Annotated in this window: 9 protein-coding genes, 2 pseudogenes and 1 riboswitch; of the genes and pseudogenes, 8 read left to right on the top strand and 3 right to left on the bottom strand. The window is 72.4% G+C overall.

The window, feature by feature from the left end; translation table 11 throughout:
* The first annotated feature begins 260 nt into the window (after positions 1-260).
* The 6 genes from OG286_RS06135 to OG286_RS06160 all read left to right on the top strand — a co-directional run bounded on the left by OG286_RS06135 (position 261) and on the right by OG286_RS06160 (position 8057).
* Positions 261-1307, top strand: a complete 1047-nt coding sequence (locus OG286_RS06135) for a sugar ABC transporter substrate-binding protein (protein WP_396323086.1) — start codon at positions 261-263, stop codon at positions 1305-1307.
* 84 nt (positions 1308-1391) lie between these two features.
* Positions 1392-2963, top strand: coding sequence for a sugar ABC transporter ATP-binding protein (locus OG286_RS06140; RefSeq protein ID WP_396323087.1), 1572 nt, complete (start codon positions 1392-1394; stop codon positions 2961-2963).
* Entirely contained in the window at positions 2947-3978 is a 1032-nt protein-coding gene (locus tag OG286_RS06145) for an ABC transporter permease (protein ID WP_396323088.1), read from the top strand. The genes OG286_RS06140 and OG286_RS06145 overlap by 17 nt, the downstream gene beginning before the upstream one ends.
* Positions 3979-4123: 145 nt before the next feature.
* The gene (locus OG286_RS06150; RefSeq protein ID WP_405362799.1) at positions 4124-4822 is read left to right on the top strand and encodes a FadR/GntR family transcriptional regulator; all 699 of its coding nucleotides are present in this window, start codon (positions 4124-4126) and stop codon (positions 4820-4822) included.
* Positions 4823-4901: 79 nt separating this feature from the next.
* Positions 4902-5939: a sugar ABC transporter substrate-binding protein gene (locus tag OG286_RS06155; protein WP_405362797.1), complete on the top strand. Its 1038-nt coding sequence runs from the start codon at positions 4902-4904 to the stop codon at positions 5937-5939.
* 282 nt (positions 5940-6221) lie between these two features.
* Positions 6222-8057, top strand: coding sequence for a glycoside hydrolase family 15 protein (locus OG286_RS06160; RefSeq protein ID WP_396323091.1), 1836 nt, complete (start codon positions 6222-6224; stop codon positions 8055-8057).
* 254 nt (positions 8058-8311) lie between these two features.
* On the opposite strand, the pseudogene OG286_RS06165 reads toward OG286_RS06160, so the two are convergent.
* A pseudogene (locus OG286_RS06165) lies at positions 8312-8863 on the bottom strand (ECF transporter S component); the annotation flags it as partial.
* An 80-nt stretch (positions 8864-8943) separates the two neighbouring features.
* Positions 8944-9083: riboswitch (cobalamin riboswitch) on the bottom strand.
* 293 nt (positions 9084-9376) lie between these two features.
* Positions 9377-9880 (bottom strand): annotated as a pseudogene (locus tag OG286_RS06170) (5-methyltetrahydropteroyltriglutamate--homocysteine S-methyltransferase); the annotation flags it as partial.
* Positions 9881-10016: 136 nt separating this feature from the next.
* Between OG286_RS06170 and OG286_RS06175 the strand changes: the two are divergent.
* Complete coding sequence (locus OG286_RS06175) at positions 10017-11186, top strand: CopD family protein (protein ID WP_405362795.1); 1170 nt, start codon at positions 10017-10019, stop codon at positions 11184-11186.
* Positions 11187-11380: 194 nt separating this feature from the next.
* Positions 11381-13084 carry a hypothetical protein gene (locus OG286_RS06180; RefSeq protein WP_405364825.1) on the top strand — a complete coding sequence of 568 codons (1704 nt, stop codon included), beginning with the start codon at positions 11381-11383 and terminating at the stop codon, positions 13082-13084.
* 366 nt (positions 13085-13450) lie between these two features.
* Here OG286_RS06180 and OG286_RS06185 read toward each other — a convergent pair whose 3' ends face one another.
* The gene (locus OG286_RS06185) at positions 13451-15538 is read right to left on the bottom strand and encodes a HelD family protein (protein WP_405362791.1); all 2088 of its coding nucleotides are present in this window, start codon (positions 15536-15538) and stop codon (positions 13451-13453) included.
* Positions 15539-15880 lie beyond the last annotated feature (342 nt).

Here is a 15880-nt window from a genome sequence, read left to right on the forward strand (position 1 = left end):
CCTATTGTCAGTCAGGTGCCAAGCTCGTATGGTCCTCGTGATCGCAATCCATCCGATGACTTCGGGGAGCGCGAGCACGATCCGGCGCGCCTGCCACGACCGCCGCATCCATGGCCTCCCTCCTGGATGACGGCCGGGAAGGGAGATCCGGCTCAACCACCCCCGCTTCACCTCCCGGAGACGGGCCTCCCGGCCTCCCACCACACCGGCTCCCTGCCCCCGCAGGGGAGCCGGACATCCCAGCCAAGGAGATCAGCACCATGAAGCCTCGCTCCTCCAGAATCGCGGCCACGGCCGCCGCCGTGATCGTCCTGGCGGGGGCCGCCACGGCCTGCAACCGCGGCAGCGCGTCGGACTCCGCCGCCGGCGGCAAGCCCGCACTCGGGATCGACCTGCCGCGTGCGGACTCCGACTTCTGGAACTCCTACGCGCAGTACGTCAAGCAGGACGCCACCGCCCAGGGCCTCAACACCCTGCCGGTGAGCAACTCGCAGAACGACGTCACCAAGCTGGTCGCCAACGTCCAGGTCTTCCAGAACACGGGCGCCAAGGCCGTCGTCATGGCCCCGCAGGACACCGGCGCGATCGCCTCCACCCTCGACCAGCTGTCCGCCAAGAAGATCCCGGTGGTCAGCGTCGACACCCGCCCCGACAAGGGGAACGTCTACATGGTGGTGCGCGCCGACAACAAGGCGTACGGCACCAAGGCCTGCGAATTCCTCGGCACGCAGCTCGGCGGCAAGGGCAAGGTCGCCGAACTCCAGGGCGCACTGAGCTCCGTCAACGGCCGCGACCGCTCCGAGGCCTTCGCCGCCTGCATGAAGGAGAAGTTCCCCGACATCCAGGTGATCGAGCTGGCCACCGAGTGGAAGGGCGACGTCGCCTCCGCCAAGCTCCAGTCCACCCTGGCAGCCAACCCGGACCTGGGCGGCGTCTACATGCAGGCCGGCGGCGTCTTCCTGCAGCCCACCCTCGCCCTGCTCCAGCAGAAGGGCCTGCTCAAGCCCGCCGGGCAGCCCGGTCACATCGCCATCGTCTCCAACGACGGCATCCCGCAGGAGTTCGACGCGATCCGCAAGGGCGACATCGACGCGACCGTCTCCCAGCCCGCCGACCTCTACGCCAAGTACGCGCTGTTCTACGCACAGGCCGCCGCCGAGGGCAAGACCTTCCAGCCCGGCGCGACCGACCACCAGTCGACCATCATCCAGCTGCCCAACGGACTGGAGGACCAGCTTCCCGCCCCCCTGGTCACCAAGGACAACGTCGACGACAAGTCCCTCTGGGGCAACGGCGTCGGCAAGTAACCCCACTGACCTCCCGTCAGCGGCGGCCCGGACTCCCCCTCCGAGGCCGCCGTTCACGGATCCTGCGGAAAGGACGTCCCCGCCATGGCGGACCCCAGCCCCGTCCGGGGCCCCGTCGTCGAGGCCGACGGGATCAGCAAGCGCTTCGGCGCCACCGTCGCCCTCAGCGACGCCCGCATCTCGGTCGCAGCCGGCGAGTCGCACGCCCTGGTGGGCCGCAACGGCGCGGGCAAGTCCACGCTCGTGTCGATCCTCACCGGCCTGCAGAACCCGGACACGGGCACCCTGCGCTTCGACGGCGAGCAGGCCCCGGCCCCCGGTGACACCGACGCCTGGCGCTCCCGGGTCGCCTGCGTCTACCAGCGCTCCACCATCATCCCCGCGCTGACCGTCGCCGAGAACCTGTTCTTGAACAGACACAGCCTGGACAGGCAGGGCAGAGGTGTCCTGCGCCCGATCAGCTGGAAGCAGCTGCGCGGCCGCGCCACCGAGCTGCTCGCCGAGTACGGCGTGGACGTCGACCCGACCGCGCGCGCCGAGGATCTGAGTGTCGAGCAGCGCCAGTTCGTCGAGATCGCCCGGGCTCTCTCCTTCGGGGCCCGCTTCATCATCCTGGACGAGCCCACCGCCAAGCTCGACGCGCGCGGCATCGAACGGCTCTTCGAAAAGCTGCGCTCACTGCAGGAACAGGGCGTCGCCTTCCTGTTCATCTCGCATCACCTGCAGGAGGTCTACGACCTCTGCGGCACCGTCACGGTCTACCGCGACGCCCGGCACATCATCACCGCACCGGTCTCCGAACTCGACCAGCAGGCCCTGGTGGAGGCGATGACCGGCGAGAGCGCCCGGGGCAGCGAGCCCGCCTGGTCGGTGACCGGCCGGACGCGCCCCGACGGCGCCCCGCTGCTGGACGTCTCGGGCCTGAGCCTGGCCGGCGCCTACCAGGACGTCTCCCTGACCGTGCGGGCCGGCGAGGTCGTGGGCCTGGCCGGAGCGGCCGCCAGCGGCAACGTCCGGCTCGGCGAGACCGTCGCCGGCCTGCACCGCCCGCAGGCCGGCACGATCAGCGTCGCGGGCCGGCCGGTGCGCACCGGCCGGGTTCCCGCCGCTCTCGCCGCCGGCATCGGGTTCGTGCCCGAGGACCGGCACATCCAGGGGCTCATCCCGCAGCGCAGCGTCGCCGAGAACGCCACCCTGACCGTCACCGACCAGCTCGGCCCCTTCGGCACGGTACTGCCCTCGCGGACCAGGGCCTTCGCCGAGCGGATGATCGGCGACCTCGACATCAAGACGCCCGGCCCCTCGGCCCCGGTGTCCGCCCTGTCCGGCGGCAACCAGCAGAAGGTGGTCATCGCGCGGGCGCTGGCCACCGAGCCGCACGTCCTGGTGGCCATCCGGCCCACCAACGGCGTCGACGTCAAGTCCAAGGAGTCCCTGCTCGGCACCGTCCGCGAGGTCGCCGACGCCGGGAGGAGCGCTCTGATCGTGTCCGACGAACTCGACGACCTGCGGGTCTGCGACCGCGTCGTGGCCATGTTCCACGGCCGCGTCGTCGCCGAGTTCGAGCACGGCTGGAGCGATGAACAGCTGGTCGCAGCCATGGAGGGCATGTCCGGCCCGACCGACACGAAGGAACGCAATGTCTCCCACCACTGAGGTCCGTGCGCACGCGGCCACCGCCCCCGCCGTACCGGCCGGTCGGCGCTTCGACCTCGCCCGCTACCGCGACCTGTCGCTCGTCCCGGTCCTGCTCGTCCTGGGCGTCATCGGCTTCGCCGTCTCACCCGCCTTCCTCACCTCCGACAACCTCCTGGGCGTCGGCCAGCAGGCCACCGAACTGAGCCTGCTGGTCCTGGCCGAGGCGCTGATCCTGATCGTCGGCCGGATGGACCTGTCCCTGGAGTCCACGATCGGCGTGGCCCCCGTCATCGCCGTATGGCTGGTCCTCCCCGACCACGGCGCACGCTTCAACGGCCTCGGCCTCTTCCCCTCCTGGACGGCCATCCCGCTGTGCCTGGCCGTCGGCGCGCTCATCGGGGCGATCAACGGCTTCCTCATCCTCAAGCTGCGCCTCAACGGCTTCATCGTCACCCTCGGCGCGCTCACCCTGCTCCGCGGCCTCCAGGTCGCGATCTCCCAGGGCCAGTCGATCGTCAACCTGCCCGGCTCCTTCACCTACCTCGGCAGCACCAGCTGGCTCGGCGTCCCGGCGGCGATCTGGATCTGCGCCCTGCTCTTCCTGGCCGGCGGCTGCGCCCTCGCCTGGCTGCGCCACGGCCGTGCCCTGTACGCGATCGGCGGCAACTCCGAGGCCGCTCGCGCCGCCGGCATCCGGGTCGACCGGATCACCTGGATCGTGCTGATCCTCGGTGGCCTGCTGGCCGCATTCGCCGGCGTCCTCTACACCGGCCACTACGGCTCCATCTCCGCCGACCAGGGCAACGGGTGGATCTTCCAGGTCTTCGCCGCCACCGTCATCGGCGGCGTCAGCCTCAACGGCGGCCGCGGCACGCTCTTCGGCGCCCTGACCGGCGTGCTGACCCTCCAGCTCGTGGTCAACGTCATGACCCTCGCGGGCGTGCCGCCGCTGTGGAACCAGTTCCTCAACGGCGCGATCATCATCGTCGCGCTGATCATCTCCCGCTTCGCCTCGGGCGAGAAGCAGGAGTGACTGGTCCGACAGCCTGAGAGCCGCCGAAGCGGCGCGGCCGGCCCACCGGGGACCGGTCGCGCCGCTTCGGCCTCCCCTTCCCCGCCTCCGGCCCCCACTCCCCCCGACCACCACTCCCATTACGGCACGCAGGAGGCGAACACCCATGGCGGTGACCGACCGGGCCATCGAGAAGATCAAGGAAATGATCGTCTCCGGCGCCCTGCCACCCGGCGCGAGACTCCCCAACGAGGCCGATCTCGCCGAACAGCTCGGGCTGTCGCGCAACTCCCTGCGCGAGGCCGTCCGGGCGCTCACCGCGATGCGGATCCTCGTCCCCAGGCAGGGCGACGGCACCTACGTCTCCGGCCTGGAACCCCACCTCCTGCTGGAAGCCATGGCCTTCACCGCCGACGTCTCCCACGGGCACACGGCCCGCCAACTCCTGGAGGTGCGGCGCCTGCTGGAGCCGCAGGCCACCGCCCTCGCGGCCGGCCTGCTCACCGACGAACGCCTGCGGACGCTGCGGGCCGTCCTCGACCGGAGCGCCGCGGCCGCCGGCATCGAGGAGTTCATCGAGCTGGACATCGAGTTCCACCGCACCATCGCCGATGCCGTCGGCAACCCCGTGCTGTCCACCCTGCTCGGCATCCTCTCCACCCACACCCAGCGGCTGCGCATCGTGCGCGGTACGCACGACACCCCCGCCTGCGCACAGGCCCAGCGCGAGCACGAGGCCATCTGGCGGGCCCTGGCCAACCGCGATGCCGTCCTGGCCGCCAGTGCCAGCACCGTGCACGTCGCCGCCGTCGAGGACTGGCTGGCCACCGGCACCGACCCCCTGGCGCTCGGCACCATCGCCTGACGGCGACCGCCGGCTCCCGCACATCCCGTTCCCATCTCCCTCGGTACGCACGACCCCACCACTCAGAACGGTCTGACACATGAAGAGCCGCACCACCCGGACCACCTGCGCCGGCTGCATCGCCGTGTTGCTCGCCGGCTGCCTCACCGCCTGCGGGGGCACGGATGACCCCGGCAACTCCCGCCCGCAGATCGCCATCGACATCCCCCGCGCCGACTCCGACTTCTGGAAGGCGTACGCGAAGTACCTCCAGCAGGAGATCAACGACCAGCAGCTGAGTGTCCTGCCCCCGACCCATTCGGACGGCGACGAGGCGACGTTCGCCGCCAACGTCCACTCACTGGCCGGCCGGCATCCCAAGTCCATCGTCATGGCGCCGCAGAACACCATGACCACCGATACGACACTCTCCGAGCTGTTCCGTGCCAACATCCACGCGATCAGCGTGGACACCGAACCGGAGCACGGCACCGTCTACATGGTGGTCCGCACCGACAACCGCTCGTACGGCACCAAGGCCTGCGAGTTCCTCGGCAAGCAGCTCGGCGGCAAGGGCAAGGTGGCCGAACTCCAGGGCGCGCTGACCTCCATCAACGGATACGAACGCTCCGAGGGGTTCGCCGCCTGCATGAAGCGCAACTTCCCCGGCATCCAGGTGATCGCGCTGGCCACCGACTGGAAGGCCGACGTCGCCTCCGAGAAGCTCCAGGCCACCCTCGCCGCCAACCGGGACCTGAACGGCATCTACATGCAGGCCGGCGGCGTCTTCCTGCAGCCCACCCTCGCCCTGCTCCAGCAGAAGGGCCTGCTCAAGCCCGCCGGCCAGCCCGGCCACATCGCCATCGTCTCCAACGACGGCATCCCCGCCGAGCTCAACGCGATCCGCAAGGGCGACATCGACGCGACCGTCTCCCAGCCCGCCGACCTCTATGCCAAATACGCCCTCTACTACGCCAAGGCCGCCGCGGAAGGCAAGACCTTCCAGCCCGGGCCCACCGACCACCGGTCGACCATCATCCAGCTGCCCAACGGCATGGAGGACCAGCTCCCCTCGGCCCTGGTCACCAAGGAGAACGTGGACGACCCGTCGCTCTGGGCCAACCACGCCACGGGCTGACCGGGGCGGGCCTCGGGACCGGGTCTCCCGGACGGTCGTCGGTCCGCAGGAGGCCCCGCGCCGCGTCGGGGCCGGCCGCCTCACGCGGCGGCGACGGCGCCGATCGACCGCTCGGCGGCAGCCGCCGCGGCCACCCCGGGAAGTGCCGGCGGGGCGGCCCGAAACGAGCCGGCTGCCGAGTCCCGTCCGCACGGCTCCGCCCCGAGCCGTGCCCCGAGCAGCGATCTAGCATGAAGAGCAAGGTGCATCTCCGGGCCCGCGCGCAGCGGCAGGGAGGCCGACATGGCGTTCCACACGACCGGTTTCGAGCAGGCGGACGACTACCGCTACCTGCCGATCTCCGAACACGGCCTGATCGGCGATCTTCGTACGACCGCCCTGGTCGGCACGAACGGCACCATCGACTGGTACTGCTGCCCGCGCTTCGATGCGCCCAGCGTCTTCGGGGCCATCCTCGACGCCGACCGGGGCGGGTCGTTCGAGTTGGCCGCCGAGGTCCCGACCCGCACCCGGCAGTTCTACTTCCCTGACACGAACGTGCTGATCACCCGGTTCTTCGCCGCCGACGGGGTGGCGGAGATCCAGGACTTCATGCCGGTGGTCGACGACTCGCGCGAGGCGGCCCGGCACCGGCTGATCCGGCGGGTGCTCTGCGTCCGCGGAGCCCTCCCGTTCAGGGCGCGCATCGCCCCACGCTTCGGCTACGGCGCCGAAGCGCACACCACGCACCTCGAAGGTCATGCGGCGGTGTTCCGCTCCCCGTCACTGACGCTCGCGCTCACCGCCACCGCACCGCTGGAGAGCGACGGCCCGGATGTCCGGTCGCACTTCAAGCTCGTCGAGGGCGAGTCCCACGTGTTCGCCCTCGACCAGATCGGCGACGGCGTCCCGGCCCGGTCGTGTCCGCGGGCCGAGGCGCAGGAGCAGGCCGAGGCGACCGTCCGGTACTGGCGCCGCTGGCTGGCCGGGTCGCGCTACCACGGGCGCTGGCGGGAGATGGTGAACCGCTCCGCGCTGGTGCTGAAGCTGCTCACCTACGCGCCGACCGGTGCGATCGTCGCCGCACCGACCACCAGCCTGCCCGAGCAGATCGGCGGCGGGCGCAACTGGGACTACCGGTACGTCTGGGTCCGGGACGCCGCCTTCTGCGTCTACGCCATGCTGCGCCTGGGGTTCACCTCGGAGGCCGAGGCGTTCATGGGGTTCCTCGACGAGCGCGGCATCCTGCGCGGCACCGGTGCGACCGGCCCGTTGCAGATCATGTACGGCATCGACGGGCGCAGTGAGCTGCCCGAGTACGAGCTGTCGCACCTGGAGGGCTACCTCGGCTCCGCACCGGTCCGGGTCGGCAACGCCGCCACCGGCCAGCTCCAGCTGGACATCTACGGAGCCCTGATCGACTCCGTCTACCTGTACGACAAGTGGGGGCAGCCGATCAGCAGCGACCGCTGGGACGAGGTCGGCGCGGTGGCGGACTGGCTCTGCGAGCACTGGGACCAGCCCGACGAGGGAATCTGGGAGACCCGCGCGGGCCGCAGGGACTTCGTGTACTCGCGGCTGATGTGCTGGGTGGCGCTGGAGCGGGCGATGCGGATGGCGAACCGCCGCGGCCTGCCGGCCGACCTGCCCCGCTGGCGGCAGGCCCGGGACGCGATCTACCGGCAGATCATGCAGCGCGGCTGGTCGACCCGGCGGGGCGCGTTCGTCCAGGCGCTGGACGACGGTGAGCTGGACGCCTCGCTGCTGATGATGCCGATGGCCAAGTTCGTCTCGCCCACCGACCCCAAGTGGCTCTCCACCCTGGACGCCCTCACCACGGACCTGGTCTCCGATTCGCTGGTCTACCGCTACAACCCGGCCACCAGCCCGGACGGCCTGCACGGCCCCGAGGGCACCTTCTCGATCTGCTCCTTCTGGTACGTGGAGTCGCTGGCCCGCGCCGGCCGGCTGGAGGAGGCCAGGCTCGCCTTCGAGAAGATGCTCACCTACGCCAACCACCTCGGTCTGTTCGCGGAGGAGATCGGCCCGACCGGCGAACAGCTCGGCAACTTCCCCCAGGCCTTCACCCACCTCTCACTGATCAGCGCCGCCTTCAACCTCGACCGCGCGCTGGGCTGACGCGGCGCCGCTGTGATGCCGCTCGTCGCCGCCCGGACGGCGGTGCCCGGCGCGCTACGGCGGGTCGACGGCCGGGGGCGGCCGGGCGACGGCCGGTCGACGGCCGGGACGGCGGTATCGCCGAGCGCGCTCGGCCGGCGAGCCGGGACGGCCCCGGCCCGGCGGGGCGGTCTGTTCCGCCCGGACCGCTCGCCACCGTCCACCGTCAGCGTCCGGGGCCTCTCGGCCTCGGGCACGGTGATGTCCGTTCGGACTCAGGCGGACGCCGTTCCGGCCGGCTGTGCGGCGCCGGCCGCCTCCGCCGGGGCGGCGGAGGCGTCCGGTCCCTCGTGGCGCGCGGTCGGCTCGAAGCGCACGGTCGGCTCGAAGTTGGCGCGGCGGGCCGCGCGGCGGAAGACGGTGAGGACGGCGGGGCCGACGACGAGGACGGCGACGCCGGTGGTGACCGCCCGGCCGGTGTCCCAGCCGAGCGAGGTGGCCAGGTCGAACAGCAGGTAGCGGTGCCACTGCTCGGTGAACGGCAGGCCGGGCAGGTAGGCGATCGAGCTGTTCGGGTCGGTCGAGAAGGCCAGAAGGACAGGTTGAGCAGGAAGCCGAAGAGGTACCCGGAGCCCGCCCCGTACAGGGCCAGCGTCGGCACCTCCCACCGGCGCGGGAGCCCGGGCAGCAGCCCGGCGCATGCCGACGAAGGCGCAGCCGAACATCTGGTAGGGCATCCAGGGGCCGACGCCGCCGGTGAGGAGGGCGGAGGCGAACAGGGAGGTGCAGCCGAGCGTGAAGCCGAAGCCCGGGCCGAAGACCCGGCCGGTGGACGCAGGGGCCCGGAGAGCGTCGGCACAGCGCCGGGCAGCCCTCGGAGCTCCGGCCCGCAGACCACGACGGGAGGAGGGGACACACCTCCGCCGACGGGTACTCGGGCTCGCCTCCGACAGCCGTCGGCGGCCTACCGTTGCGGGTCAGCGCCGGAATTCGACCGGACTTCCCCCAGCGGCGGAGTCAGAACATGACGGCCCATCATGGCGAGGCGCGGAAGACCGGGTCAAGGGATCGTGGGTCACATCACGGCATCCCCCCGGCCCGGGCCGAGTCACCGGTGCGACCGAGATCACGCAGCCGGTCACCTGGCCTCCCCTTGTCCTCTGACTTCCTTTCACACCACGGACTTCTCCGTGGTCACGACGGAGATCCACCAGAATCTCGGACTGCCCGAATCAGGTTGAGGCCGCGGTCGGCGGCCCGTGCGGACCGGCCGCCGGCCGACCGCCGGGGGTGGGACAGGGCGCCCGGCCCCTGTCCCACCCCCGGCCCCGCGCGGAGCGTCAGCCGGCCAGCTCGCCCCGCAGGCGGCGGGCGGCGCCCACCAGGCTCTCCAGCGAGGCGCGGGTCTCGGCCCAGCCGCGGGTCTTCAGGCCGCAGTCGGGGTTGACCCAGAGCCGCTCGGCCGGGATCGCCGCGAGCCCGGCCCACAGCAGTGAGACGGCCTCGTCGGTGCTCGGCACCCGCGGCGAGTGGATGTCCCACACACCCGGGCCGACCTCGCGCGGGTAGCCGGCGCCCGCCAGCTCACCGGCGACCTGCATGTGCGAGCGGGCCGCCTCCAGCGAGATCACGTCGGCGTCCAACTCGTCGATGGCGCGCAGGATGTCACCGAACTCGGCGTAGCACATGTGGGTGTGGATCTGGGTGTCGGCGCGCACCCCGGAGGTGGCGAGCCGGAAGGCGACGGTGGCCCAGTCCGGGTGGGCCGGGCGGTCGGCGGCCCGAAGCGGCAGGGTCTCGCGCAGGGCCGGCTCGTCGACCTGGACGACCGCGGCGCCGGCGGCCGTCTCACCAGGCGGAACGGCTTTGGGTGCGCCGGGGCGGGAGCCGACCGGCCGGCAGCTCACAGGATGATGACGATTGAACAAGCGGCGCCACCCAGGTGAGTAAGGGCGCCCTTATTTAGGCTAGCCTCACCTCATGCATCACGTCCTGTCGGCCGCGACCACGGCCGGATACACCATGCCCCAGGTCTGGCGGGTCCTCACCAAGGCCGGCTACTTCATCGGCCTCAGCGGAGCCATCGGCGCCACCGTCACGTACGCGACCACCGTGCGCCCCGCGCTGCGCGCCCCGCAAACCGCCGGCCAGGACGCCGAGGTCCTGCGAAGAAGATCGGCGACCTACCTCGCCTGGGCAGGGCTGGTGCTGCTGGCCGCCGGCTACTTCCAGCTCGCCGCCCGCCTCGCCCGCGCCGGCAAGGGCATGCCGTTCGGCGACGCCCTCGCCCCGGACCGGATCTGGGACTACCTCCACGCCCCGGCCGCCAAGGGCGCCTGGGTCGCCCAGGGCACCGTCCACCTCGTCCAGAACGCCGTCCTGGCCGTGACGGCCGCCGCCCTCATCGCCCTCTTCGTCCCGGCCGTCCGCCGCCACACGGACACCATCGCCCTCACCGCACTGCCACTCTCCCTGGCCGTCACCCTGATCGCCGCCGTGCCCGCCACCAAGCCCGCCGACCTGGACAAGTGGCTCGACCTCGCCTTCGACCAGACCCACATCGTCTCCGGCGTCGTCTGGCTCGGCGGCCTCGCCCTCCTGGTCGCGCTCGCCGGCACCCGCGGCCGCCTCGGCGACGGCGCCGGCCTTCTCTGGGCCGACATGTGGCGCCGGTTCAGCCTCGTCGCCATGGTCTGCGTCGGCGCCGTGACCATCTCGGGCCTCTGGCTCAGCTGGAAGCACGTCGGTGCGATCTCCCAGCTGTGGACCACCGGCTACGGCATCGCCCTGCTCGTCAAGATCCTCCTGGTCGCCGGCCTCGTCGCCGCGGGCGCCTTCAACCAGTTCTGGCTGATGCCCCGCATCACCCGGGCCCGCCTCGCCGACGACTCCTCCTCCCTCCTCCACCTGACCCTGCGGCACTTCCCGAAGGTCGTCTGGGGCGAGGTCGCCCTCGGCGTCGCCGTCCTCGTGGTCATGCCGTTCATCGCCGGCTCGGCCCGTACCGAGGCCGGCAGTGCCAAGGCCGTCTCCTCCGGCAGCGTCTTCGCCGCCGGCGCCGCCCTCGTCCTCGCGCTGGCCGTCTCGCTCTACGCCACGGCCAAGGCCTCCGACGCCCTGTCCCGCCGCCTGGCCGTGGCCGCCGCCTGACCCGCTGCGCACCGCGCGGGCGGCGTTGCCGGCCCGGGCGATCCGCCGGGTCGCGCCCCCACGGACACACCGCTCGCGGGGGCGCCGCCTGGAGCGGAAATGCCCCATCGGACGTGAATCACTAGGCATATAGTCTGATCACTAATTTTGTGAACACGTTCAGCATTGGGGGGCCGGTGCACCGTCACCGCATCATGATCTCCGCCGCCGCCGTCGCGGCAGCCGTCGGCTTCGTACCCGCCACGGCCCAGGCAGCCGGTCCGGCCGCCGACCCCGGCCGGGGCGCGACCGCCGCCTCCCCGGCCCCCGGGGCCGGTTCCGCCCAGGACGCCGACACGCAGGAGGCGGCCGGGCGGAAGGCGGCCGAGAGCGCCGCCGCGAAGGACGCCACGGCGCGGGGCGCCCGGGCCAAGACCGCCGATGCGCAGAGCGCGCCGGACGGACCGGGCTTGTCGGCACGCGCACAGAGCTCGCACTTCGACGTCGGTGTGGGCACCTACAACACCTACGCGCACAGCCTCATCCTGGCGACGACCGTCAACACCGACCTGGAGCCGGCCGGTCGAAGCGTCCAGTACGACGTCGCCTGGGGTGACGGCACCACCGACCAGGACCTCGGCCCCGCCAGCGACTTCGCGCACTTCAAGCACAGGTACGCCAAGGCCGGCGCCCACAAGATCACGGTCACGGCGACCGACCTGCTCACCAAGACGACCTCCGTCACCACCAAGGACGTCGTCGTGGACGGCTCCGAGTTCACCCCGCACGCGCCCGCCCGGCTGCTGGACACCCGCGACGGCACCGGCACCTCGGCCGGCGGCCCCGTCGCCCCGCTCACCACGACCCGGGTGAAGATCGCCGGCAACGCCGGCATCCCGGCCGGGGTGACCGCCGTGGCCCTGAACATCACCGCCACCAACACCTCGGCGGCTGGGCACGTCATCGCGTACGCCTCCGGCAAGGCGCAGCCGACCACCTCGAACGTCAACTTCGCGGCGGGACAGACCGTGCCGAACCTGGCGATCGTGCCGGTCGGCGAGGACGGGTACGTCGAGCTGGCCAACCGCAGCGCCGGCCCGGTGGACCTGATCGCCGACGTGACGGGCTACTTCACCCGCTCCGCCGCCGACGGCTACACCTCCGTCAAGCCGTCCCGGCTGGTCGACACCCGGGAGGGGCTGGGCTCGGCCAAGGGCCAGGCCGCCGCCCAGACCACCTTCGGTGTCCAGATCGCCGGCCAGGGCGGGCTGCCGGCCCAGGGCGTGACGGCCGTGGCCCTCAACGTCACGGTGACCGACCCGCAGGGCGCCGGGAACCTGACCGTCTTCCCGAGCGGTCAGCAGGCGCCGTCCACGTCGAGCGTGAACTTCACCGCCGGACAGACGGTCGCCAACGCGGTGATCGTGCCGGTCGGACCGGACGGCAGGATCAACGTCCGCAACAACGCCGGGGACCCGACCGACGTGATCGTGGACGTCACCGGCTACTACAGCGCCGACGGCAAGGCCGCCTACCTGCCGCTCGAGCCCCAGCGTCTCAGTGACTCGCGGACGCCGTACCCCTGGCCGCTCGCCGGCCAGGACTACCGCAACATGCTCATGGGTGCGTCCGGCATGGCGCTCGAAGCAGTCGTCCTGAACACGACCGTCACCAACCCGCAGGGCAGCGGACACCTCTCGGTCGCCCCGGACCCGAACACGATCAACGACTACATGCACGGTACGGCGGTCCGGCCGACCCCGCCGGACTCCTCCGTCCTGAACTGGACGAAGGACGCCACCGTCGCGAACCTCGTCCAGGCGAGCACCGGCACCACCTCGATGGTCGACGTGTGGAACCGGGGCTGGCAGCCGACCGACCTGATCGTCGACCTGTTCGGCATGTACGACAAGAACTGACGCCCCACCCGCACCGTGCGGCGCCGCGTTCCGGCCGCCCGCCCCTCCGGGGTCGGGCGGCCGGTGCGGTCCGGCCCCGGCTCGCGACGCGCCACTGGCTGCCGGCGCGGACCGGGCCGCGCCAACCCATCCATGCTTCGTGCCGGCGGCGCGCGGGAACACCGTCCGATCCTCCACAGCGCGGCGCCGGGCGGTCCGGCAGAGCTGTCGGGTGCTACGGCCGGCACCGATTCGGACACCGAGCGTGCGCACCCGACCGCACAGCGCTGCCCGACCGTGCGGTGCTGTCCGACCGGGCAGCGCTGCCCGGCCTCGCAGCGCCGCCCGGCCTCGCAGGGCTGCCCGGTCGAAGCCGCCCGGGCCGGGTCACGCAGGCGTGACGGTGACCGTGCAGAGCCGCTTGGTGGGCCGGGTCATGGCGACGTAGAGATCCCGTTCGCCACCCGGGCGGGCCGCGGTGATCTCCGCGGGATCGACGACCAGGACGGTGTCGAACTCCAGGCCGCGCGCCTGGGAGGCCGGGACCAGGCGCGCCCGGTCGGCGATCCCCGCGGCGGCCAGCTCCGGGATCCTGGCGTCCGCACAGATCACACCGGCCAGTTCGCCGGGGTGCGCCAGCGCCTGGACGTCCAGCTCCGCGGCGAGCGCGGCGGTGAGGGCGTCCGGAGCGGCGGTGAGGGTGCGGGGTGCCTCGCCGTGGCGGATCGAGCGGCTCGGGGTCTGGCCGGGGGCGATCTCGGCGAGCAGCTCCCGGGTGGCGGCCAGGATCTCCTCGGTGGTGCGGTAGCTGACGGTCAGGGTGTGCAGGGCGAACCGCGTGCCGAACTGCGGCGCCAGCGCCTCCTCCCAGCCGCGCGCGGTCGTCGCCGGGCCCGCCTGGGCGAAGTCGCCGACCAGCGTCATCGACCTGGCCGGGCACCGGCGGCCGACCATCCGCCACTGCATGGCGGTGTACTCCTGCGCCTCGTCGACGACCACGTGCCCGTACACCCGCTCCGGCGCGCCGTGGACCAACGCGGCCGCCTCGTCCAGGAGCGGCACGTCGGCGTCGGTCCACGGGGCGTCCGGGGCGCGCAGCAGACCGTCCCGCTCCTCGTCGGTCAGCTGCGGCAGGTACCGGGCGAGCAGGTCGGCACTGCCCAGCAGGTCGCGGACGACGTCCTCGGGCAGCAGGTGCGGCCAGAGCTCCTCCACCGCCCGCTCGACACCGAGATCGTCCAGCAGGCCGGCCCGGACGGCGTCCGCGTCGAACTCGTCCTGGGGGTCCGGGGCGGGCGCGCCCTCCAGACCGAGGTTGCGCAGGTCCGAGGCGGCGACGCGGTCGAGGTCGATGCCGGTGAGCTGGAGCACCTGGGCGTCGATGAGTTCCAGCGCCTCCAGGGCGCCGCGCTCCATCGCGTCCGTGACGGCGTCGGCCAGGAGCTCCTTGAACACCTGGCGGGCGCGGTTGTGGCCCAGGTCGAGGCGGGCGGCGGCGTCCCTGGCCCTGGCCACCTCGTCGTCGTCCAGCCGCACCCACTCCTGGCCCGCCCGCACGGCGAACCCGCCCTCCGGTGCCTGCCGCGCGCGCACCAGCCCCGCCAGGGCCTCGGCCAGCACCGCGCCGCCCTTCAGGCGCGCCGCCCCGGCCGGCTCCACGGCGCCGGGCTCGACCCCGGCCAGTTCCGCGCAGGTCGCCAGCACCACGTCGTTCTCGCCGAGCGAGGGCAGCACCTGGGAGATGTAGTCGAGGAACCGCGCGTTCGGCCCGAGCACCAGCACGCCGCGCTCGGCGGCCTTCGGGAACGCGTACAGCACGTAGGCGGCCCGGTGCAGCGCGACCACCGTCTTTCCGGTGCCGGGCCCGCCCTGAACCACCGTCACCCCCCGGTGCCGGGAGCGCACGATGGCGTCCTGCTCGGCCTGGAGGGTGGCGACCGCCGCGCCCATCCGGCCGGTGCGCCGCGCCTGGAGGGCCTCGGCCAACGGGCTGTCGCCGACGACGTCCTCGTCCGTGGGGGCGGAGCCGTCCAACAGCTCGTCGCTCACGCCGACGACCGAGCCCTGCGCCATCCGCAGGTGACGCCGGCGCCGCAGGCCCATCGGGTGGACGGCGGTCGCCTCGTAGAACGGACGGGCCGCGTCCGCGCGCCAGTCCACCAGCAGCGGCAGGTCGCTCTCGTCCACGTGCAGGCCGATCCGGCCGATCCGCAGGGAGAAGCCGTCCCCGGCGTCGATCCGGCCGAAGACCAGCCCCTCCCGCGCCCCCTCCAGCCGGCGCACCTCGCTGGCCAGCCGCCCGGCGGCGAGCTCCCGCTCGTACGACTCGCTCGCACCTTCGGCCGGCGCCGCCAGCACCTGGACCAGCTCCGCCCGCGCACCGGCGAGCCGCTCCTCGAGCAGCCCGTACACGGCGGACACCTCGGCCCGCTCCGCTTCCACCACACCCGCGGCACCATCGTTGACCTGCGACAAAACAGGGCCCCTCTCAAGTTCGAGCCACCACTATGCGGCCAAACCTCTTCGAAAGTAAGGCTTGACTTGGCCGCTCGACGATGGCCTGCCGCACTCCGCGTACGAGACGCCGCCACCGGCACTCTGACGCTCCGTCAGCAGGCGGCGCCACACTGTGGCGCGCATCACTGCGGCGGGTTGTCACGCTTCACCAGTGAAGGGCGTCTCCCTGGCGCACAAGGAAGGCAACCAACCGCCACGCCCGCTCGACCGACGAGGACAGCCGCCATGGAAACCATGACCGTCGAACGCGTCATCGACGCACCCATCGAGGACGTGGCCGGGTGCCGCGCCCGGGACCAA

Source organism: Kitasatospora sp. NBC_00039, from assembly GCF_045160625.1.
GTDB lineage: Bacteria > Actinomycetota > Actinomycetes > Streptomycetales > Streptomycetaceae > Kitasatospora.